Origin of the sequence: Streptomyces sp. NBC_00376 (genome assembly GCF_036077095.1) — a bacterium.
Taxonomy (GTDB): domain Bacteria; phylum Actinomycetota; class Actinomycetes; order Streptomycetales; family Streptomycetaceae; genus Streptomyces.
In genome coordinates, this window is sequence record NZ_CP107960.1 from 3,847,944 (window position 1) to 3,868,344 (window position 20,401).

The window sequence follows — 20,401 nt, forward strand, 5'->3', positions numbered from 1 at the left end:
CCCGATCCGGGCGATTCAGTTCGTCCCGCTTGTCCGATCCGTCCGTTCCCGTCCGCCCCAAGGACTCCCCTTTGAGCCCCTCATCCCGGCCGACCGCAGTGGCCCTGCTGATATCGCTGGCCGTCACCGGATCCCTGTGTCTGTGGGCGGTCGTCGCCGCCCCCGACTCGGTACGGACCGAGCTGGCCTGGGGGGCGGGTGCAGCCGCCGTGCTGCTGTCGGCCGCCGTGGCCGTCGCCGTACAGGCCCGCGCCAACGCCGGCCGCCTGCGCGCCCGGCTCGCCTCGGAGACCCAGCGGTTCACCGGTGAGATCAGCCGCCTCGTCTCCGCCTCGGCGGCCGAGGGCCAGCGGTTCACCGCCGAGACCGCCCGGATCAAGTCCGCCGCGGCGGCCGAGACGGCGCGGCTCAGGTCCGCGGCCGAGGCCGAGACCGCCCGGATCACCGCGCAGGCCGCCGCCGAGAGCGAGCGGCTCACCGCCGCGAACCAGCGGCTCACCGCCCGTGCGACCCACAGCGAGACCGAGCGCTCCGCCGCGGTCGCCGCCTGCGCCAACGCCGCGGGCCGGATGCAGGCCCTGGCCACCAGCATGCTCGCCGACCTGCGCGAGATGGAACACCGGCACGCCGCCGAGGACGTGCTCGGCGATCTTCTCCACCTCGACCACCGCACCGCCCAGGCGGGCCGGCTCGCCGACTCCATCGCCGTGCTGACCGGCGCCCGCTCCGGGCGGCGCTGGGCAAAGCCGATCGTGATGGAGTCGATCCTGCGCGGCGCGATGGGCCGGATCAGCGGCTACCAGCGGGTGCGGCTCCACTCGACCAGCGATGTCGCGGTCGCCGGGCACGCCGCCGAGGGCGTCATGCACGCGCTCGCCGAACTCCTCGACAACGCCGCCAACTTCTCGCCGCCCACGGCCGAGGTCCATGTGTACGTCGAGGAGGTGCCGGCCGGCATCGTCCTGACCGTCGAGGACAGCGGCCTGGTCATGAGCGATGTGCAACTGCGCCGCGCCGAGCGTGCGGTGTCGGCCACCGAACAGGACCTGACGGGGCTGTCCGGCACCCGGCTCGGCCTCGCCGTCGTCGGCCGGCTGGCCCGCAAGCACGGTCTGACCGTCTCGTTCCGGCCCTCCGCGCGCGGCGGCACGGGCGCCCTGATGATGCTCCCGCAGGAGCTCCTCACCCGAACCCCCGTCCCCGCTCCGGCCGCGGAACCGGCGACCCGGCCGGTACCCGAACCGGAGCCCTCGCACGGCACCGCGTCGGTGGTCGCGACAACCACGACGGCGACCGCCGCGGCCGACGCCCGGGACCCGCAGCACGCCCGGCACACCCCGGCCCCCACCGAACCGGCCACCCCCGCCCCGGTGGACCCCGCCCAGGCCGACCCCTCCTCCGAGACCACCGGCAACCTCCCCCGGTTCGGCGAGAGCGGACTGCCCAAGCGCCCCCGCGGCCGTACCCTCGCCGCCGCCGAGGCCCGCGCGAACGCCCACACCGACGGCGCCGCGTCCTCCCGGCCCCGCACCTCCGACCCCAAGGAACAAGCAGCCCGCTTCAGCAGCTTCCGCCAGGCTGTTCGGGCCAACTCCCCGCTCCCGGAAGAAGGCAACACCCGATGACCGCCACCACCGACGAGAAGCTCAACTGGCTGCTGGAGGGGCTCCTGGAGCGCACCCCCGGCACTCGTCACGCCCTCGTCCTGTCCCGGGACGGCCTCAAGCTGTGCCGCACCCCCGAGCTCTCCGTCGACCAGGCCGACCAGCTGGCCGCGATCTCGGCCGGTATCCAGAGCCTGTCGCACGGCGCGTCCGTCGAATTCGGTGACGGCACCGGCGGCGTACGGTCCGCGATGGCCGAGTTCTACGGCGGCGTGCTGTTCATCGTCGAGGCGGGCGCGGGCGCCCATCTCGCGGTCGTCGCCTCCGAGGACTCCGACGTCGGCCTCATCGGCCACAACATGAGCGAGCTCGTCGAGCAGCTCGGCGAGCACCTCAGCGCCCCGCCCCGCTCCCCCTCGGCCTCCGAGGTCACCGACGCCGACGCGGCCGGATGACCCGCCCCCGCCGCCCCGGCCGGGACGACGATCCGGACCGGCTGTACACCCTCACCGGAGGGCGCAGCCGGTCCGACTCGGACGCGTTCGACCTGGTGACGCTGGTGGTCTCCGAGTGCGAGCCGGCCCCCGGCATGCAGTCGGAGCACGTCACGATCCTGCAGATGTGCCGGCTGCCCACCGCGGTCGTGGAGATCGCGGCGGGCCTCGGCCTGCCCGTCAGCATCGTCCGGATCATGCTGTCCGATCTGCTGGACACCGGACGGATCAGCGCCCGCCACCCCCGAACCGCCCGTGTCGCGGACCGGCTCCCCGACCCCGACATCCTGGAACAGGTGCTCGTTGGACTCCGCAACCTCTGACCGTGCCGCCCTGCGGGCGACGGCCGACAACGGACTGAAGATCGTCGTCGTCGGCGGCTTCGGCGTCGGCAAGACCACCATGGTCCGCTCCGTCAGCGAGATCCGTCCGCTGAACACGGAAGAGACCATGACCCGCGCGGGCGAGGCCGTCGACCACCTCGACGGCGTGCAGTCGAAGACGTCCACGACCGTCGCCTTCGACTTCGGCCGGATCTCGCTCGACGAACGCTCCGTGCTGTACCTCTTCGGCGCCCCCGGCCAGGAGCGCTTCTGGTTCCTGTGGGACCGGCTGTTCTCCGGCACGCTCGGCGCCGTCGTGCTCGTCGACACCCGCAGGCTCGCCGACTCCTGGTACGCGATCGACCGGCTGGAGCACCACGGCACGCCGTTCATCGTGGCCTGCAACGACTTCGGCGGCCCGCTCCACACCGAGCAGCAGATACGGGAGGCGCTCGCCCTCTCGGACGACGTGCCGCTGGTGGAGTGCGACGCCCGGGACCGTTCGTCCAGCAAGTACGTACTGATCACGCTGGTCGAGTACCTCCACACCCTCTCCCGGGGCGGGGCCGCCGCCCGCTCCGGCGCCGCCCGTCCGGAGATCGCGCCGGAGATGACCCCGGAGCCCACCCCGTGACCCAGCCCCCGGCACCATCCTCCGGCTGCCCCGTCTCCCAGGGCCGCCTGCCGCTCTCCGGCTCCCGGTTCCAGACCGATCCGATCGGGCTCTACCGGGAGATGCGCCGCGACCACGGGGCCGTGGCCCCGATCGTCCTCGACGGCGACATCCCGGCCTGGCTCGTGATCGGCTACCGCGAACTGCACCAGGTCACCGGCGACCCGGTGCTGTTCAGCCGCGACTCCGAGCTGTGGAACCAGTGGGACCGCATCCCCGACGACTGGCCGCTGCTGCCGATGATCGGCCGCAAGCAGCCGTCGATCCTGTACACGGTCGGCCCCCGGCACACCGAACGCGCCGCGATGATCAGCGACGCGCTGGAGGCCGTCGACCCGTTCGCGCTGAAGAGGTACGCGGAGGAGTTCGCCGACGGTCTCATCGACCGGTTCTGCGCCACCGGCAGCTCCGAGATCATCGCCGACTACGCGATGCTGCTGCCCGCCCTCGTCCTGGCGAAGATCTACGGCTTCGACAACACCGTCGCCCACGCGCTCGTCGGCTCGCTCAACGACATGATCGACGGCCGGGAGCGGGCGCTGGCCGGTCAGCAGCACCTCGCCTCGTCCATGTTCCAGCTGCTGGCCGACAAGCACGCCGAGCCCGGCGACGACGTCGCCTCGCGGATGATCGCCGACCGCGGCCACTTCACCGACGAGGAGATCGCCCAGGACCTGATGGTCATGATGGCCGCGGGCCACCAGCCCACCGCCGACTGGATCGGCAACTCGCTGCGGCTGATGCTCACCGACGACCGGTTCGCCGCCTCCCTTTCGGGCGGCCGGCACAGCGTCGCCGAGGCCATGAACGAGGTCCTGTGGGAGGACACCCCGTCGCAGAACATCGCGGGCCGCTGGGCCTCGCGCGACACCCGCCTGGGCGGCCGCCACATCCAGGCGGGCGACCTGCTGGTGCTGGGCATCGCCGCCGCCAACGCCGACCCGCAGGTCCGCACCGACGGCTCCGAGATGACCGGCGGCAACAACGCGTTCCTCTCCTTCGGCCACGGCGAGCACCGCTGCCCGTTCACCGCCCAGGAGACCGCCGAGGTCATCGCCCGTACCGGCATCGAGGTACTGCTCGACCGGCTCCCGGACATCGACCTCGCCGTCCCCGCCGAGCAGCTCACCCGGCGCCCCTCACCGTGGCTGCGGGGCCTGACCGACCTGCCGTTGACCTTCACGCCCACGCTCGCCCTGGGCCCCACCACGGAATCCGCCACCGGAGGCCAGAGATGACCCGGATCGCGCTCGACCCCTTCGTCACCGACCTCGACGGCGAGAGCGCCCGGCTGCGCGCCGCGGGCCCGCTCGCCGAGGTGGAACTGCCCGGCGGGGTGCACTGCTACGCGGTCACCCACCACGCCGAGGCGCGGCAGCTGCTCACCGACAGCCGGATCGTGAAGGACATCAATGTCTGGAACGCCTGGCAGCGCGGCGAGATACCGATGGACTGGCCGCTGATCGGCCTCGCCAACCCGGGCCGCTCCATGCTGACGGTCGACGGCGCCGACCACCGCCGGCTGCGCACCCTGGTCGCGCAGGCGCTGACCGTGAAGCGGGTGGAGCGGCTGCGGGACGGCATCGAGGCGCTGACCACGGCGAGCCTGGACCGGCTGGCCGCGCTGCCGAAGGGCGAGCCGGTCGACCTGAAGGCGGAGTTCGCCTACCCGCTGCCGATGAACGTGATCAGCGAGCTGATGGGCGTGGACAGCGCGGACCACCCGCGGCTGAAGGAGCTGTTCGAGAAGTTCTTCTCGACGCAGACCCCGCCGGCGGAGGTCCCGCAGATGATGGCGGACCTCGGCGAGCTCTTCACGAAGATCGTCGACGGCAAGCGGAAGAACCCGGGCGACGACCTCACCAGCGCCCTGATCGAGGCCTCCGAGAACGGTGACCAGCTCACCGACGAGGAGATCGTCAACACCCTCCAGCTGATCATCGCGGCCGGTCACGAGACCACGATCAGCCTGATCGTGAACGCGGTCGTCGCGCTCCAGACCCACCCCGAGCAGCGCGAGCAGGTGCTCGGCGGTCAGGTGCCGTGGGAGAACGTGATCGAGGAGACCCTGCGCTGGAACACCCCCACGTCGCACGTCCTGATCCGGTTCGCCACCGAGGACGTCGAGGTCGGCGACAAGGTCCTGCCCAAGGGCGAGGCGCTGATCGTCTCCTTCGGCGCGCTCGGCCGCGACGAGGCGCACCACGGTCCGACGGCCGGTGACTTCGACGTCACCCGCTCCCCCAACCGGCACATCGCGTTCGGCCACGGCCCGCACGTCTGCCCGGGTGCGGCGCTCTCCAGGCTGGAGGCGGGCGTGGCACTGCCCGCGCTGTACGAGCGGTTCCCGGAGCTGGAGCTCGCCGTGCCCGCGTCCGAGCTGCGGAACAAGCCGATCGTCACCCAGAACGACCTGCATGACCTGCCGGTGGATCTGGGCTGACCGGCACTCCCCGTACGCCGTCCACGGACCGGCGCGGGTGTCTCATCCGACGGACACGGTGCTCGGCCGTGTCCGGGAGGCACTACGCTCCGGTTCGTGGCCGATATCCAGATTCCCGCTGACATCAAGCCCGCCGACGGACGCTTCGGCGCCGGTCCTTCCAAGGTGCGGACGGAGGCGCTCGACGCGCTCGCCGCCACCGGCACGTCTCTTCTCGGTACGTCCCACCGCCAGGCCCCGGTCAAGAACCTGGTCGGCGCGGTGCGTCAGGGCGTGCGCGACCTCTTCTCCCTCCCCGAGGGCTACGAGGTGATCCTGGGCAACGGCGGCTCCACCGCCTTCTGGGACATCGCGACGCACGGACTCATCGAGACGAAGTCCCAGCACCTCAACTTCGGCGAGTTCTCGTCGAAGTTCGCGAAGGCCGCCAAGCTCGCCCCATGGCTGGCCGACCCGACCGTGATCGCCTCCGACCCGGGCACCCACCCGGACCCGCGGGCCGAGGCGGGCGTCGACGTGTACGCCTTCACGCACAACGAGACCTCGACCGGTGTCGCCGCTCCGGTGAAGCGCGTCGCGGGCGCCGACGAGGGCTCCCTGGTCCTGGTGGACGCCACCTCCGGCGCGGGCGGCCTGCCGGTCGACATCACCGAGTCGGACGTCTACTACTTCGCCCCGCAGAAGTCCTTCGCCTCCGACGGCGGCCTGTGGATCGGCGTCTTCTCCCCGGCGGCCCTGGAGCGCGCCGCGCGCGTCCACGCCTCGGGCCGGCACATCCCGGAGTTCTTCTCGCTGCCCACGGCGATCGACAACTCCCTGAAGAACCAGACGTACAACACCCCGGCCCTGGCCACGCTGTTCCTCCTGAACGAGCAGCTGACCTGGATGAACACCCAGGGCGGCCTGGACTTCACCACCGCCCGCACGGCCGCCTCGGCGCAGAACCTGTACGGCTGGGCCGAGGAGTCGAAGTACGCGACCCCGTTCGTCACCGACCCGGCGAAGCGCTCGCAGGTCATCGGCACGATCGACTTCGCGGACGAGATCGACGCCACCGCCGTCGCCAAGGCCCTGCGCGCCAACGGCATCGTCGACACCGAGCCGTACCGCAAGCTGGGCCGCAACCAGCTGCGCGTGGCGATGTTCCCGGCGATCGACCCGTCGGACGTCCAGGCGCTGACCGCCTGCATCGACTACGTGATCGAGAAGCTGTAACGAGTACCCGTACGAGGAAGGGCTCCGCGCCGTTTGCGCGGGGCCCTTCCTCGTTCACTCGGTCGGGTGGCGGAGTGCCGCAGGGGCGCGGGCGCCCGGGTCGGAGGCATCATCACCATCGCCCCGCTCGCGGACGCCCGGCACGCCAAGGTGCTGACCGATGTCATGGTTCATCTGTTTGCCGCAGGCCTCGATGGTGAGGAAACCGACGTACTCCAGAAGATCGGCCTGTGGCTCCCAGGCGGCCTCGAGGACTACGCCATCCCCGACCCGGCGATCGTCGACGCCGATCTCGACGAGCATCTGGTCGAGAACAACTGCTACGACCCCGCCGTCTTCCGCCTCGTGCTGGAGGTCACCTCCAGCAACTACAACAACGACCTGCGCAACAAGGTCGCTGCCTACGCCGAGGCAAAGATCCCGGTGTACGTGATCACCGACCGCAGGCACGGGCGGGTGCACGCCCTGACCGAGCCCATCGGCGGCGGCTACGACAGCCACCAGATGTACGCCCCCGGGCAGACCGTCACCCTCCCCGAGTCGATCGGCGCCCCGGTGACCCTCGACGTCGACGAGCTCGTCCGGGCCGGCCGCCCCCGCGCCTGATCACCCGGCCGCCGCCACCAGCACCTCCCGGAGCCGGGCTATGCCCGGGGCCCACTCCTTGTCCCCCGCGTCGTCCCACAGCTCGCGCAGCTCCGAATTCTCGCCCAGCACCGCGTCGAGGGCCTTCACCGCGAGGGGGCGCAGGTCCGTCGCGAGGACGGGCAGGGGATTGTCGGGGCCGTACGGGGTGGTCACCGGCTCACCGCCAGGGCACTGGGAGGCGACCAGCGCGGCCGCCGCGACGGCGGGAGCGCCCTCGTCGCTGTCCAGGTAGTCCGCCTCGATCGCGGCGGTCAACGCGTCACGGATCACCGCTTCCCGCTCCGCCGCCGGCTTGTCGTCGATCTTCCCGGAGAAGTCGGCGGCGCTGTCGTTGTCGAAATGGCCGGTGTCCCAGGTGCCCATGAGGTTCCCTCCGCAAGTGCTGTCCGTACGTGGGCCACTCTCACATCCACCACTGACAACGGCGGTTCGCTGCCAGCGCCGTTCGCCGTCGCACCACTCCTCCGTCGGCACCAGTCCCGCCGCGCCGGCCACGGCGGCGGAGGCATCGTGGTCCGGATGGATATGGGCGAGGACGGTACGCACCGGCCCCGACCCCGACCCCGTCGCCGTGCCCAGCAGGTGGGCCACCAGCCCCGCCGCGGCCTCACTCGCGTACCCGCGCCCCTGCCACCGTGTCCCGACCACCCAGGCGATCTCCGCCTCCGCGCCCGGCACGTCCACCGTCGCCTGGACGTATCCGGCCAGCCGGCCCTCATCGCGTACCCGCAGCACCCAGTTCCACCACCGCACCCCGGGGTCCGGCGAGCCGGCGGTCTGGCGTCGGTAGCGGGCCCGCAGCCCGTCGGCGGTCTCCGGGGCGCCTCCGGTGTACGTGTGCAGGGCCGGGTCGCCCAGCACCGCCGCCATTTCGTCCGCGTACGCGACCCGCAGCGGCAGGGCGTCCAGCCGCGCGGTGCCGAACGGCTCGGGTTCGAGGTTCATTCGCTCAGTTTCCCTTCCGGCGCCGCCCCCTGAAGACCAGGAATCCGATCCCGGCGAGCACGAGCACCCCGGTCAGGGTCGTCCCCTTCACGTCCCCCGAGCCCCCGTTCCCCGCCCCGGCGGACGAGGCCGACGAGTCGCCGCCCCCGGACGGCGACTGCCCGCCGCCACTGCCCCCGCCGTTCTCCACGTCCACCCGCTCCACATCGCTCTGCTGCCCCTCCGAGCCGAACATCAGCGCCGAGCCGTCCGCCGTGTACGTCACGGACTCCGCCTGCCGCTGGAGCGGGGCCGAGACCGCGTGGTCGGCGCCGAGCCTGCCGTTCTCGAAGGCGTAGCCCCGGGCGCTGAAGTAGGAGCGCAGCACCAGCTCCTTGCCGTCCGGCGAGAACGCACCGTCCGTCACCCACGGCACCTCGCCCACCCGCCGGAAGACATTGGCGGCGCCGGTGGTCAGTCTCTCGGGGCCCTCGTACAGCCCGCCGCCGTCCTCGTTCTTCGACGCGATGTAGACGCGTCCGGTCTTCGGGTGGACCATCAGCGCCTCCGCGTTGCGCGGGCCGTCCGCGTACTTCACGTCGAACTGGGTGGCCCGGACCGTCGCGTCCTTCAGTTCCTTCGGCTCCGGGAAGCGGTAGATCCAGACGTGGTCCCAGCTGCCGTTCAGGTTGTCGCCGATGTCACCGACGTACAGATCGCCGTCCGGTCCCAGCGAGATGGCCTCCACGTCGCGGGGTTCGCCCACCCCCTTCATGGTGATGGTCGCGACGGTCTTCCCGGTCCGGGAGTCGACGGCGTAGACGTACGGCCCGTCGTCGCTGTCGTTGTGCGTCCAGTAGATGCCGGGGTGGGCACGGCTCGCGGCGAGGCCGCTGGACTCGGTGATCCGGGGGTCCTCGATCGTGAAGCTCCGGTCGGCCCCGTCGTCGGCCACGGCCGGGGCCGCCCCGGCGAACAGGAGGAGCAGCGCGGCGGCTCCGGGCACAGTCAGGTACGAACGCATGGCACAAGTGTCCATCGTCACGTCGCAGGCGGCAGGAGTGATCCGCGATGATGACGCCATGCGGTTCACGTTTGTCGGCGATTCCATGACCATCGGCTGCGCCGGCGACTTCACCTGGCGCTACCGGATGTGGCAGCACCTCACCTCCACCCTCGGTGCGCCGTTCGCGATCGTCGGGCCGCGCAGCGCGCTTTACGACACGGTGGCGGGCGCCCCCGTCAGTCACGAGTACGGCGCGCCGGACTTCCCCGCCGGGGCCCGCGCCCATCTGGCCGGCTGGGGCGAGGGCTGGCTGCACATGGCCCCGGTGATCGCCGACACGGTGGCCGGGCACGGCACGGACGTCCTGCTCGTCTCGCTCGGCCTGATAGATCTCGGGTTCTACACGGACAGCGACCGGACCGCCCTGAACGCGCGGGCGTTCATCACGGCGGCGCGCACCGCCAACCCGCACGTCAAGATGGTCCTCATGCCCGTGATACCGAACATCCGGGCCGAGTCGGACGCCCCGTTCGCCGCCGAGTGCGACCGCTTCAACGAACTCCTGGCGAAGGCCGTCGCCGACCTGGACGACCCGATGTCCCCGGTCCTGCTGGCCTCCCGCCCCCCGGGTTACGACATCCACGACGACACCTACGACGGTACGCATCCCGGCCCGACCGGCGAGCACGCGCTGGCGGGCGCGTTCGCCGACGCGATGCATCAGGCGTGGGGGCTGGGCGGCCCGTACACGGCCCGGCCGTGAGCCGTCACGAAAGGGAACCGACATGACAGGAACGGCCACCCGGCACCTCTATCTCGTCCGGCACGGCGAGGCGGCGGGGGAGGACGACGGCAGCGCGCTGACGGAGGCCGGCCGCCGCCAGGCCCAGCTGCTCGGCCGGCGGCTGCGCGAGCACCCGATCTCGGTGGTGCGGCACGGCCCGCTGACCCGGGCCGCCGAGACGGCGAAGCTGATCGGCGGACAGCTCGACGGCGTCCCCGTCCGGGTCACCGAGACGGCCGACGACTACGTGCCGCACTTCCCGGACCGGGCGGAGCTGCCCGCCGACAGCGCCGACCGCTTCATGCGGTTCCTGGAACCGTGCACCGCCGAAGAGCGGCTGCGGGGACCGGAGTTGGCGCGCCGCGCCCTGACGGAGCTCACCGGTCCGCCGGAGGGCGACGAGGACGTCCACGAACTCGTCGTCACCCACAGCTTCCTGGTGTCCTGGCTGATGCGGGACGCCATGGACGCACCGAAGTGGCGCTGGCTCGGCCTCAACCACGGCAATGCCTCACTGACGGTGATCCGCTACGCCCCGGGCCGCCCGGCTTCGGTCCTGGTCTCCAACGACATGCGGCATCTGCCCGACGAGCTGTGCTGGACGGGTTTCCCGCCGGAACTGCGGGTCTGAGCCGGGGCCTCCCCGGGACATGCCCTAACCGTCGTTCGAGGAGGGCCGGGCCCGCACGTGCATCCGCTCCCCCTGCTGCCCGAACAGGCTGAGGAACTCGACCGGATCGGGCCCGGCACTCGCCCACGCGTGCGGCGTACGCGTGTCGAACTCGGCGACCTCACCGGCCGTGAGCACCAGATCGTGCTCGCCCAGCAGCAGCCGCAGCCGCCCCGCCAGCACGTACAGCCACTCGTACCCCTCGTGCACCCGCTGCTCCAGCGGCCCCGTGGACCCTCGGCCGCCCGGCAGGATCTGCTTGTACGCGTGCAGCCCGCCCAGGTGCCGGGTGAGCGGCACGAACGTCATGCCGTCGCGGGTGAAGGGGCGGAAGTGGATGCGCGGGTCACCGGTGGCCGGGGCGCCGACCAGTTCGTCCAGCTGGACCCCGTACGCCTTGGCCAGCGGCAACAGCAGTTCGAGCGTGGGCTTGCGGCCGCCGGACTCCAGGCGCGAGAGGGTGCTCAGCGAGATCCCGGTCGTCTCGCTGAGCTGGGCCAGGGTCGTGCCGCGTTCCTGGCGCAGGGCACGCAGGCGCGGCCCGACGCCTGTCAGGACGGTCGTGATCTCGTCGTCCGGTCGTTCCGCGTGCTCCGCGCCGTCTGCCATGGGCCCCATCATGTCCCCACTGTTTGCCGACGTGGCAACCGGGCGCGTCAGGAGGACAGGATCATGGCCAGCGAGAGCCGGGTCAGTTCGTCGGTCAGCCATTCGGCGTCGACCTGGCGGGGCCGTCGGCCGTGGTGGGCCATGAGTTCGTCCACCGCGTGGTTCAGCACCGTGACGGTGACCTTGTGGTCCCTGGCCACCGCCTCGCCCCGGCGCACGGCCCGCTCGGCCTCGGACGTCAGGAACTCGATCCACATCGCCCGCCAGGTCGCGAGGTGGTTGTCCACCTCCCGGCTCACCCCGAGCACCTCGACGAAGGCCACCCGCGCCGCGCACTTGTCCTCGGTGACCGCCTTCACGTAGGCCTCGAAGAGCCGCCGGACCCGTTCCGTCGTCGGGCAGTCCTCCATGCCCTCCGCCATCAGGGCGTTCTCGGCCGCGCGCAGCCCGTGCGTCGCCACCTCGTCGTAGAGCGCCATCAGCAGCACCTCCCGGGAGAGGAACTCCTGATGGAAGACATGGGAGGGCACCTTCGCGCGGGCGCACAACTCCTCGACGCCGGTGCGCGCGTACCCGTACGCACCGAACAACTCGCGCCCCGCCCGCAGGAGTCGGTCCCGGGATCCCAGGAGCTCCATGGGCTGCTTGACCCCGTTCCGTCGGCTCACCACGACACCCGTCATCGGTCCTCCTTCGTCGTCCGTACCGCTGCCCCCACTCTTCCCGCTCCTCTCGGTCGGTGGTGGGTCCGCCACGCACTGAGGACTCCATCACTTCCCAGGTTCCCCCGCCTCCGGAACTCCCCGAGAAACAACCCTCGGGGGGCGCGAGAACTGCCCCTTCACGCCTCGGCGCAGGCGCCCCCGCCCCCGTGACGGGACCGTACGGGCGGGGTTGTCGGCCCCGTCCCTCCCACCTGCCAGGCCGGCGCCGGGCGGGTTCGCCGGGCTCTGCCCAACTGGGCCGCGCCGCCTTGTGAATCTACGATTTCCCCAGGTGGAAAGGGGGTCCACATGGACCGGAACATACGCTCGACGGATGACGTACTGCGGCTCATGGACGGCCTGTTCGCACGGGGCGCCGACCGGTGGACGGCCGACGCGGGCTCCTGGTGGGACGGCTTCTACGCGGACCGGGAGAAGCCCGTGCCGTTCTTCGTGGCGAAGCCGGACGAGAACCTCGTCTCGTACGTCGAGCGCGGGCTGATCGCCCCCGGCCGCGTCCTGGATCTCGGCTGCGGGCCCGGTCGCAACGCCATCCATCTGGCGTCCCTGGGCTTCGAGGTCGACGCGGTGGACCTTTCCCCGTCGGCCCTAGCCTGGGCAGAGGACCGTGCCCGCGAGGCGGGGGCGGACGTCCGGTTCCACCACGGCGACGTCTTCGAACTCGCGGCGACGGAGCCGACGCTGTCCGGCCCGTACGACCTGGTCCACGACTCCGGCTGCTTCCACCACCTGCCGCCGCACCGCCGCATCAGCTACCTCGCCCTGCTCGACCGGGCCCTCGCCCCCGGCGGCGGTTTCGCCCTCACCTGCTTCGCGTCCGGCGAGGGCGGCATGGGCTCCGAACTCCCCGACGATGCCTTCTACGACCGGGAGGGACTTCGGGGCGGGCTCCAGGGCGGACTCGCCTACACGCCGGAGTCGTTGCGCCGGATCTTCTCCGGTCTGACGGAGATCGAGCTCCGCCGGATGCACGACGAGCCGTCCGACTCCCCGCTCTTCGGCGAACCGTTCCTCTGGACGGCCCTGTTCCGCCGGCCCGCCGCAGAGACCACCTGACCTGCCTGGGCCCGCCCGGCCCCGGCATCAGGAAGCCGCAGCACCGCCCGCGTCCAGCGCCGGGGCGATCACGGCGAAGGCCCGGTCCAGCAACGCGGCCGGGTCCTCGGCGCCATCGCTGTCGCTCCACCGCCGCAGCACGGCGTCGAAGGCGGCCAGCGCCATTCCGGCGGCCAGCTGCGGGTACAGATCAGTGTCGGGCCCGAGCCCCGTACGGTCCGTCAGCTCCGCCGTCAGATCATCGCGCCACTGCGCCTGACGCTCCATGAAGCGTGCCCGCAGGGCGGGCGTACGCAGGATCAGCTGGACCACGCGCAGCGCCCGCTCCGCGTGGTCGGGGTGGGAGCAGGCGGCGAAGGAGACCGAGACGGCGCGCAGCAGCGCCACGGACGGGCGCTCCCCGGCGGGGCGGGCCGCCAGCTCCTCGCACATACCGGCGCCCATGTCGGCCAGGAACTGGACGACCACGTCCTCCTTGGACGCGAAGTACCGGAAGAACGTCCGCTTGGACACACCGGCGGCGGTGACGATCTCGTCGACGGTGACCGCGTCGAACCCCTTCGACGCCAGCAGTTGCAGCGCGGCTTCGGTCAGCTCGCCCGAGACGAGCAGGCGCTTGCGCTGGGCCATGGTCACTTCGGGGCGAGAGCTCACCCACCAATGGTAACCCCATGCCCTTCATGACACCCAGACGCATCTTGACACCGAGTGCCAGCAGGGGCAACGTGTGTCACATGACACGGCAACAGCAGTGGACCACCGAGCAGATCCCGGACCAGACCGGCCGGGTCTCCGTCGTCACCGGAGCCAACAGCGGCCTGGGCCTGGCGACCGCGCGGGCGCTCGCCCTCCGGGGCGGGCACGTGATCCTCGCCGTACGCGACGAGGAGAAGGGCCGCCGGGCGGCCGGGGAGATCACCGCCGGACAGCCGGACGCCCGCCTGGAGGTACGCCGGCTCGACCTGGCGGACCTGGAATCGGTCCGGGCCTTCGCCGACCGCCTGCACGCCGAACACCCACGGCTGGACGTGCTCGTCAACAACGCGGGAGTGATGGCGCCGCCCCGGTCACTGAGCGCGCAGGGCCATGAACTCCAGTTCGCCTGCAACCACTTGGGCCACTTCGCGCTCACCGGGCGGCTGCTGGGCCTGCTGTCCGCCGGGCGCGACCCCCGCGTGGTCACGGTGAGTTCGGCCAACCACCGGCAGGGGCGGCTCTTCCTCGACGACCTCTCGGGCGAGCGCAGGTACTCGCCGATGGGCTTCTACAACCAGTCGAAGTTCGCCAACGCGGTCTTCGGCCGGGAGCTCCACCTGCGGCTGACCGCGTCCGGCAGCCCGGTGCTCAGCCTGCTCGCCCACCCCGGCTACACCTCCACCAGCCTGCAGACGAGCGCACCGGTCGGCCTGGTGAAGCTGCTGTACGGCCGCCTGCTCACCCCGCTCGCCCAGACCCCCGCGCGCGGCGCCCTGCCGCAGCTGTACGCGGCGACCCACCCGGACGTGCGGGGCGGCGAGTTCATCGGGCCGGACGGCCCGGCCGAGCTGCGCGGCGGGCCGACCAGGGTGCGGCTGTCCCCCGAGGCGGCGGATGCCGGGACCGGCCGCCGCCTGTGGGAACTGTCGGAGCGGCTGACCGGCGTCCGGTTCACGTTCCCTGCGCCGGTCTAGGCCCTCATGCACCGCGACGCACCGCGGCCGGTGAAGCGCGTGCTTCACCGGCCGCGGCGTTGTTCCGTACGGTCAAACCTTGCCGGTGCAGATGGCGTCGTACGGCCGTCCCGGGCTCGGGAACAGCTCCAGCGGCTTGCTGCCGGCCGGGCACAGCTCGGCGGTCTTCGTCAGGTCGAGCACCTTGCTCACATTGCTGCCGCCACCGGCGCAGGCGACCTCCTTGGCCTGGTCGTTCACGCAGTCGCCCTTCACCAGCTGCCCGCCGCCCGCACCGGCGTCACCGGGGTGGTCGCCGCTCAGGTTGCGGCCGCAGATGGTCTTGCTGGGTATGCCGGTGCTTGCGTCGCCGGAACCGAAGGAGACCTTCACCGAGATGATCGCGTCCGTGCCGGCCGGGCACTGGATCGAGTCGGCGAACATGGCGCCGTCCTTGATCTCCAGGGCCTTGAGCGTCGCATTGGAGTCGTCGCAGTCCAGCGGCTGGTAGGCGTCCTTCTTGCTGCTGTCGGGACCGGCGCAGTCGCCGACCTTCCAGTCCTTGGCCTCATGGGTCCCGTCGCTCGACGACTTGTTGCAGGCGGTGGCCGCCCCCAGGACGAGTGCGACGGCCAGCACCGCCTTCGAGCCGTTCAGGAGAGCCTTGCGAGAGCCGCGTCGCGCGGGGGGAACGGTGCTGTTTCGGCTGCCGCCGTGGGGGTGCGTGCTGCCGTTGACTCTCATGCTGCTCCTTGAAGTTCGGGTATGTGGCGCGGCCCGCACAAGCACTCGGCGTGGCCCGCGCATGGTGGCGCGCGCGTGATGACGACAGGACCGGGCGCCACGGTTCCCGCTCCGGCGGATTCAGCTTCCCTGCGGGACCGGAGCGGCGAACTCCACGTCGGCGGCGCGCGCCACGACCTCCAGATCGCTGCCGAGGGCCCATTCGGCGACCCGCGAGACCGCGGCGGCCGGGACGGGGCCACTGATCCCCGGCGCGGCCGGGATGTCGTGCGTCGCGTGCGCGTCGTGCGGCATGACGACCCGGTACCCCAGCTCCAGCGCCGTACGGGCCGTCGCCTGTACGCACATCTCGGACATCACCCCGCAGACGGCGAGCGCCCGCACCCCCGCGTCCCTCAACAGGCCGTCCAGCGGCGTCCCGTGGAAGCCGTCGTCCCTGAGCTTGCGGATCACGACCTCCGTGTCCGAGGCGTCGACGCGGTGGTGAAGCTCCCAGCCGGGCGTGCCCGGTTCGTCCCCCGTCCCGGGCCGCCCGTCGTTCTGCACATGGACGACGAGCGCCCCGCCCTTCCGCGCCCGCGCGATCAGCCCCGCCGTCCGGTCCACGAGCCGGTCCGCCCCGGGCACCGCCCGTTCACCGACGACCGCGTCCGCCTGGACGTCCACAACGAGCAGTGCCTGTACGGGAAGTGCGCGATCGCTCATGCCGTCATCATGTCCGGCGGCACCGGTGCGCCTCCACCCGTTTTGGAGCCCTGCCCCAGGGCCGCCCGCCGCCCCGCCCCAGGGCCTCTCGTTTGGATCATGCCGGGCTCGCGAGGTATGGCACGCACACTCGCCGCGTTGTCGTCGGTCGCCAGGGCGCCGCCCTGACTCCCTCCTCCGCCTTGCGATCGCACGCACCAGACGCCGCTCCCTGATCCGGCCTGATCCAAACGAAAGACCCTAAGCCCTCAGCCCCACGACGCCCCAGCCCCGCCCGGCCGCTTCGGTGAGGACGTGTCCCCACTCCGCCAGCAGCCGGGCGAACTCGTCGAAGTCGGCGATCCAGCCGTCGGGTACCGCGGCGTGCTCGTCGAACGCCTCGCGCAGGCCTTCGAGCCGTGGCCGTACGCCCTCCCAGGTCGCGACCAGCTCCCGGACGCTCCGCGGTGACCGGGCGACCATCAGGCCGTACGTGCCTCCCGGGTCGTCGGCGAAGAAGTCCAGGTCCGTCCGCCCCGACTCGCCGTCCACGCCGTCCCAGATCAACCCGAGCAGGAAGCTGTCCAGCCCGGCCCGCAACAGCGGATCGGCGTGGTCCCGCACGTGTTCCCAGCGGTGCGTGGCCCAGAAGTGCGGCTTGTACGAGCCCAGGGTGTGCAGGAATTCGTAGACGGCGAAGCGGCCGCTGTTCGGACCCTGCGGCCACTTCCAGTCGCCATCGACCTCCGGGGCGTCGTGGTCCCACAGCCCCGTCTCGTCGGCGTCCCAGGCGTTCTCCAGCCGGGACAGCCGCTCGCGCGGCGGCACTTCGCCCAGCCATGACCAGTCGGTGATCAGCACCGTTATGTCGACCCCCATGGCGCGAGGCTACCGGCCACGGTCGGGTCGCCGACGCGCTTGCGCCTATCCGTCGCGTAACAGATGTATACATTCGCAACACGAGTGAGCCTGTCATCGAATCCATGGCGGAGGTTCGCCGTCACCTCGCCGATGCCATAGACCGTGCACGCCGGGACGACACCCCGACGATCATCACGCGCCGTGGCAGGCGCGAAGCCGTGCTGGTCGATATCGACGAGTACCTGCGCCTGAAGCAGGCCGCCGAACAGCAAGAGGACGAGTGGCTGAACCGACTGGCCGACGAAGCCGAGTCCGAGGGTCTGGACGGTTCGGCCTCCATGGAGGAAATGGCCGCACTCCTCCGATCGGTGCCCTGACCGCATGGGACACGTCGCGCGATTCACCTCGCACGCACAACGGGACCTGCTGAAAATTCCCCGCCAGGACGCGCTGCGCATCCTCATCCGGCTCAGCGAGCTTCAGAAAGCGCTGGACGCAGGCGACACCACGGCCTTCGACATGAAGGTGCTCCAGGGTCATTCCGATCGCCGGCAGCTGAGAATCGGCGACTACCGCGCCGTCTACACGATCGAGGACGGCCGGCTGATCCTCTGGGTACTGACGGTCGGACACCGCCGCGAGGTCTACCGCGGTCGGTAGCAGCAGCCGACGGCCCTCGAAGGACACCGCGGACCGCGCCCCGGGCCGCGGTGTGGCATCGTCCCGCACATGGCGGATCCGGCGGAGCCGGAGACGGGACGGAGACGGGGACGGTCGGGGCTGTGGAGTCGTGGAGCCTTGCCGGTGACACCGTCGCCGTGTCCGCCGGCTCGGTGGCGGAGGCGCTCCGGGCGAGGATCGCGGGCGGGAAGCTCGAATCGCTGCTGGAGAGTTCGTCGGGGCGGACGCTGTTCGTCGTGAGCAACGCCGAGCGGGCGATGGTGATGCTGCTCGATCACCCCGGCGACCCGGGCGAGCACGCCACGGATCCCGGGGCGGAGGACTGGAGCGACGGGTTCGTCCTCTCGAACGGGCAGGCCGACGAGTACCCCGACGCGGACACCGTGCCGCTCGCCGAGGCCCTTCGGATCGTCCGCCACATCCTCGCCACCGGCCGGCCCCCGGCCGACGCGGCGTGGGCGGTCGACCGCTGAGCCGGTCCGTGGATCAGGGCGTCAGGACGGGCATTCCGCCAGCTTCGGCTTGTTCGGCGGGCTCTTCCGGTTCAGCAGCGGGGCGAGGTGGTCGGCGTACAGCTGCTCCCAGACACCGTCGGTCATGATCTTCTTCAGTGCCGAACACACCTCCCCCTTCAGCCCCTTCTCGTCCGGCTTCATCGCGACGCCGTAGCCCTCCGCGCCCGGACCGCTGTCCAGCCGCTTCAGCTCGGCGGGCTTGTCCTTGACGAAGCCGGCGAGGATGACGTCGTCCGTACTCACCGCGTAGACCGACGACGTCGGGTCCAACAGGTCGCGCACGCAACGGTCGTAGCCGTTCGGCAGCGACTCCGTCATGTTGTAGCCCGCCTTGGGCAGCCATGACTCGTACGTCGAGCTCCTGGCGGTACACACTTCGAACTGCTTGTTCCGCAGCATCCTGGAGTCGTCGATCGCCCCCGCCTTCGCCTTCCTGCGGACCATGAAGCTCCGGCTGGCCACGTAGTACGGCCCGGCGAACGCGACGCTGTAGTCGGGCGCCTTCGCGTGCTTGCGCTCCTCCGTGATGCTGTAGGTGGCGATGACCAGATCCACATCGCCCTTCTGCAGTATCGTGCTCCGGTTCTCGCTGCTCACGGGCTCGAAGGTGACCCGGTCGCGGCTGTAGCCCATGTCTCGCGCGATGGCATAGGCCACGTCGATCTCGTACCCGCGGTACGTGCCGTTCCTGGTCTTCTCGCTCAGTCCGGGCTGATCGGCCTTGACGCCCACCTTCAGGACCGGGTGCGTCTTGATGTACGGGGCGGCCCGGGAGCCGCCGCGCGGACGGCTGCCCGCCTCCGACGTACCGTCCCCCTGCATCCGCTCCACGGCGAACCATCCGAGACCGGCCACCAACGCCGCGCACACCGCGACCGCCGAGAGCTTCTGCCATCCCGGGACGCCCTTCTTCGGCCGCCGGGGCGGCGCGGGCGATGCCTGAGGGGGTACGGGAACGGGCTCGGGTGCGGGGGCGGGTACCGGGGCGGGGACAGGGGCGGGGACGGGTACCGGCACGGGGTCGGGCTTCGCGGCGGAGTCGTGGAGGATCTTCCGGAGCATCTCCTCCGCGCTCCCGGCGCTCAGCCGGCGGCGCGGATCCTTGTGCATCAGCCGGCCCACGACCTCGGCCAGGTCCCCGCCGTGTTCCATCGGCAGGGGGTCGGACTGGCAGGCGGCGACCAGGACCTCGTACTCGTTCGGCCGGTCGAAGGGGTGCCTGCCCTCGACCATCTCGTACAGCGTGACGCCCAGCGACCACAGGTCGGAGGCGGGTGTCGCGGTGCTCTCCTGCGCCGTCTGGGCGAGCAGCTCGGGCGCCAGGTACTTGAACGTGCCGATGAGCTCACCGGCCCTCGTGAGCGGGGCGGCACCGGCGAAGGTCGCGATCCCGAAGTCCGCCAGGATCGCGAAGTCCTCCTTGGCGAACAGGATGTTGGCCGGCTTCACATCGCGGTGGACCACCCGTGCCTCGTGGACCGCCCGCAGCCCGCTCAGCACCTGGAGGCCGATCGCGGCCGTCCGCCGCACCGGCAGCCGATGCTCGGCGCGCATCAGGTCCGCCAGCGAACGCGCGTCGAGCAGGTCCATCACGATCCAGACCTGGTTGCCGGACTCGACCCGGTCGTGCACCGCCACCACGTTGGGATGCTTGATCTTGGCGATGGCCGCGGCCTCCCGCCGGGCCCGCTGCATCATCTGCTCCTGCGTGGCCGCCCCGACGGCGTCCCGGCCGAGCAGCCCCTTCACCGCGACGTGCCGGTCCAGGCGGGTGTCCAGGGCCTCCCAGACCTCGCCCATGCCACCGCGCCCGAGGCTGTGCAGCAACTCGTAACGTCCGTCGATCACATGGTGCGGCGCGGGGGCCGCCGCCCGTTCCGGCGACCGGGACGGCTCCGACGCAGGCTCGGTCTCCGGCCACGACTGCCCGCGGTCCGAATCGCGACCGGCCGTACCCTCGCTGTGCATGCGACCCCCTGTGGACTACATGGAGGCAACAGACTAGACGCTCGGTCATACCCCGAAGCGGCTCGCAGCACTTGTGATTCGGTCACTTCGAGGCGCCTTCCGGACCGCCGCCGCCCCCGTCGGCC

24 protein-coding genes and 1 pseudogene are annotated in these 20,401 nt (G+C 71.5%); 15 read left to right on the forward strand and 10 right to left on the reverse strand.

The genetic code is table 11. The annotated features are described in order from the left end of the window. Positions 1 to 71: 71 nt before the first annotated feature. The 8 genes from OG842_RS17245 to OG842_RS17280 all read left to right on the forward strand — a co-directional run bounded on the left by OG842_RS17245 (position 72) and on the right by OG842_RS17280 (position 7,358). Positions 72 to 1,625: a sensor histidine kinase gene (locus OG842_RS17245; protein ID WP_266730659.1), complete on the forward strand. Its 1,554-nt coding sequence runs from the start codon at positions 72 to 74 to the stop codon at positions 1,623 to 1,625. Continuing rightward, entirely contained in the window at positions 1,622 to 2,059 is a 438-nt protein-coding gene (locus tag OG842_RS17250; protein WP_266730661.1) for a roadblock/LC7 domain-containing protein, read from the forward strand. The genes OG842_RS17245 and OG842_RS17250 overlap by 4 nt, the downstream gene beginning before the upstream one ends. Beyond that, on the forward strand, positions 2,056 to 2,421 hold the full coding sequence (locus OG842_RS17255) for a DUF742 domain-containing protein (RefSeq protein ID WP_266730663.1): 366 nt from the start codon (positions 2,056 to 2,058) through the stop codon (positions 2,419 to 2,421). Before OG842_RS17250 ends, OG842_RS17255 begins: the two co-directional genes overlap by 4 nt. Continuing rightward, a complete protein-coding gene (locus tag OG842_RS17260; RefSeq protein ID WP_266730665.1) occupies positions 2,402 to 3,055 on the forward strand; it encodes a GTP-binding protein in 654 nt (217 codons plus the stop codon). Before OG842_RS17255 ends, OG842_RS17260 begins: the two co-directional genes overlap by 20 nt. Continuing rightward, entirely contained in the window at positions 3,052 to 4,332 is a 1,281-nt protein-coding gene (locus OG842_RS17265; protein WP_266730667.1) for a cytochrome P450, read from the forward strand. Before OG842_RS17260 ends, OG842_RS17265 begins: the two co-directional genes overlap by 4 nt. Next, positions 4,329 to 5,537 (forward strand): cytochrome P450 family protein, encoded by a 1,209-nt coding sequence (locus OG842_RS17270; RefSeq protein WP_266730668.1) that lies wholly within the window; start codon positions 4,329 to 4,331, stop codon positions 5,535 to 5,537. Before OG842_RS17265 ends, OG842_RS17270 begins: the two co-directional genes overlap by 4 nt. 96 nt (positions 5,538 to 5,633) lie before the next feature. After that, positions 5,634 to 6,752 (forward strand): phosphoserine transaminase, encoded by a 1,119-nt coding sequence (gene serC / locus OG842_RS17275; RefSeq protein WP_266730669.1) that lies wholly within the window; start codon positions 5,634 to 5,636, stop codon positions 6,750 to 6,752. A 66-nt stretch (positions 6,753 to 6,818) separates the two neighbouring features. Continuing rightward, positions 6,819 to 7,358, forward strand: coding sequence for a Uma2 family endonuclease (locus OG842_RS17280; RefSeq protein WP_266730671.1), 540 nt, complete (start codon positions 6,819 to 6,821; stop codon positions 7,356 to 7,358). On the opposite strand, the gene OG842_RS17285 is transcribed toward OG842_RS17280, so the two are convergent. From OG842_RS17285 to OG842_RS17295, 3 genes and pseudogenes are all read right to left on the reverse strand, one after another. Further along, a complete protein-coding gene (locus OG842_RS17285) occupies positions 7,359 to 7,763 on the reverse strand; it encodes a DUF4259 domain-containing protein (protein ID WP_266733644.1) in 405 nt (134 codons plus the stop codon). Between the two features lie 63 nt (positions 7,764 to 7,826). Further along, a pseudogene (locus tag OG842_RS17290) lies at positions 7,827 to 8,345 on the reverse strand (GNAT family N-acetyltransferase); the annotation flags it as partial. A 4-nt stretch (positions 8,346 to 8,349) separates the two neighbouring features. After that, complete coding sequence (locus tag OG842_RS17295; protein WP_266730672.1) at positions 8,350 to 9,348, reverse strand: WD40 repeat domain-containing protein; 999 nt, start codon at positions 9,346 to 9,348, stop codon at positions 8,350 to 8,352. Between the two features lie 58 nt (positions 9,349 to 9,406). On the opposite strand from OG842_RS17295, the gene OG842_RS17300 reads away from it, so the two are divergent. Together OG842_RS17300 and OG842_RS17305 are read left to right on the forward strand one after the other, a co-directional pair. Further along, complete coding sequence (locus OG842_RS17300) at positions 9,407 to 10,093, forward strand: GDSL-type esterase/lipase family protein (RefSeq protein WP_266730673.1); 687 nt, start codon at positions 9,407 to 9,409, stop codon at positions 10,091 to 10,093. 22 nt (positions 10,094 to 10,115) lie between these two features. Then, positions 10,116 to 10,745, forward strand: a complete 630-nt coding sequence (locus OG842_RS17305) for a histidine phosphatase family protein (protein ID WP_328512308.1) — start codon at positions 10,116 to 10,118, stop codon at positions 10,743 to 10,745. Positions 10,746 to 10,769: 24 nt separating this feature from the next. Here OG842_RS17305 and OG842_RS17310 read toward each other — a convergent pair whose 3' ends face one another. Both OG842_RS17310 and OG842_RS17315 read right to left on the reverse strand, forming a co-directional pair. Next, positions 10,770 to 11,393 carry a helix-turn-helix domain-containing protein gene (locus OG842_RS17310; RefSeq protein ID WP_266730675.1) on the reverse strand — a complete coding sequence of 208 codons (624 nt, stop codon included), beginning with the start codon at positions 11,391 to 11,393 and terminating at the stop codon, positions 10,770 to 10,772. 47 nt (positions 11,394 to 11,440) lie between these two features. Continuing rightward, on the reverse strand, positions 11,441 to 12,076 hold the full coding sequence (locus OG842_RS17315) for a TetR/AcrR family transcriptional regulator (protein ID WP_266730676.1): 636 nt from the start codon (positions 12,074 to 12,076) through the stop codon (positions 11,441 to 11,443). A gap of 330 nt (positions 12,077 to 12,406) precedes the next feature. On the opposite strand from OG842_RS17315, the gene OG842_RS17320 reads away from it, so the two are divergent. Continuing rightward, positions 12,407 to 13,174 (forward strand): class I SAM-dependent methyltransferase, encoded by a 768-nt coding sequence (locus OG842_RS17320; RefSeq protein WP_328512309.1) that lies wholly within the window; start codon positions 12,407 to 12,409, stop codon positions 13,172 to 13,174. A gap of 27 nt (positions 13,175 to 13,201) precedes the next feature. On the opposite strand, the gene OG842_RS17325 is transcribed toward OG842_RS17320, so the two are convergent. Next, the gene (locus tag OG842_RS17325; protein ID WP_266733645.1) at positions 13,202 to 13,804 is read right to left on the reverse strand and encodes an acyl-CoA-like ligand-binding transcription factor; all 603 of its coding nucleotides are present in this window, start codon (positions 13,802 to 13,804) and stop codon (positions 13,202 to 13,204) included. A 104-nt stretch (positions 13,805 to 13,908) separates the two neighbouring features. On the opposite strand from OG842_RS17325, the gene OG842_RS17330 reads away from it, so the two are divergent. Further along, on the forward strand, positions 13,909 to 14,844 hold the full coding sequence (locus OG842_RS17330) for an oxidoreductase (RefSeq protein WP_266730679.1): 936 nt from the start codon (positions 13,909 to 13,911) through the stop codon (positions 14,842 to 14,844). 72 nt (positions 14,845 to 14,916) lie between these two features. Here the strand turns inward: OG842_RS17330 and OG842_RS17335 are convergent, their stop codons facing one another. The 3 genes from OG842_RS17335 to OG842_RS17345 form a co-directional block, all read right to left on the reverse strand. Beyond that, positions 14,917 to 15,567, reverse strand: a complete 651-nt coding sequence (locus tag OG842_RS17335) for a hypothetical protein (RefSeq protein WP_266730681.1) — start codon at positions 15,565 to 15,567, stop codon at positions 14,917 to 14,919. Between the two features lie 120 nt (positions 15,568 to 15,687). Next, on the reverse strand, positions 15,688 to 16,272 hold the full coding sequence (locus OG842_RS17340) for an isochorismatase family protein (RefSeq protein ID WP_266730682.1): 585 nt from the start codon (positions 16,270 to 16,272) through the stop codon (positions 15,688 to 15,690). A gap of 240 nt (positions 16,273 to 16,512) precedes the next feature. Further along, positions 16,513 to 17,130 carry a hypothetical protein gene (locus OG842_RS17345; RefSeq protein WP_328512310.1) on the reverse strand — a complete coding sequence of 206 codons (618 nt, stop codon included), beginning with the start codon at positions 17,128 to 17,130 and terminating at the stop codon, positions 16,513 to 16,515. A 104-nt stretch (positions 17,131 to 17,234) separates the two neighbouring features. Here OG842_RS17345 and OG842_RS17350 point away from each other — a divergent pair, with 104 nt between their 5' ends. The 3 genes from OG842_RS17350 (at position 17,235) to OG842_RS17360 (ending at position 18,266) form a co-directional block, all read left to right on the forward strand. Then, positions 17,235 to 17,489 (forward strand): type II toxin-antitoxin system Phd/YefM family antitoxin, encoded by a 255-nt coding sequence (locus OG842_RS17350; protein ID WP_328512311.1) that lies wholly within the window; start codon positions 17,235 to 17,237, stop codon positions 17,487 to 17,489. A gap of 4 nt (positions 17,490 to 17,493) precedes the next feature. Beyond that, the gene (locus OG842_RS17355; protein ID WP_266730686.1) at positions 17,494 to 17,772 is read left to right on the forward strand and encodes a type II toxin-antitoxin system RelE family toxin; all 279 of its coding nucleotides are present in this window, start codon (positions 17,494 to 17,496) and stop codon (positions 17,770 to 17,772) included. 122 nt (positions 17,773 to 17,894) lie between these two features. Beyond that, complete coding sequence (locus OG842_RS17360; RefSeq protein ID WP_328512312.1) at positions 17,895 to 18,266, forward strand: hypothetical protein; 372 nt, start codon at positions 17,895 to 17,897, stop codon at positions 18,264 to 18,266. Between the two features lie 21 nt (positions 18,267 to 18,287). Here the strand turns inward: OG842_RS17360 and OG842_RS17365 are convergent, their stop codons facing one another. Further along, complete coding sequence (locus tag OG842_RS17365) at positions 18,288 to 20,276, reverse strand: serine/threonine-protein kinase (protein WP_328512313.1); 1,989 nt, start codon at positions 20,274 to 20,276, stop codon at positions 18,288 to 18,290. Positions 20,277 to 20,401: the final 125 nt, after the last annotated feature.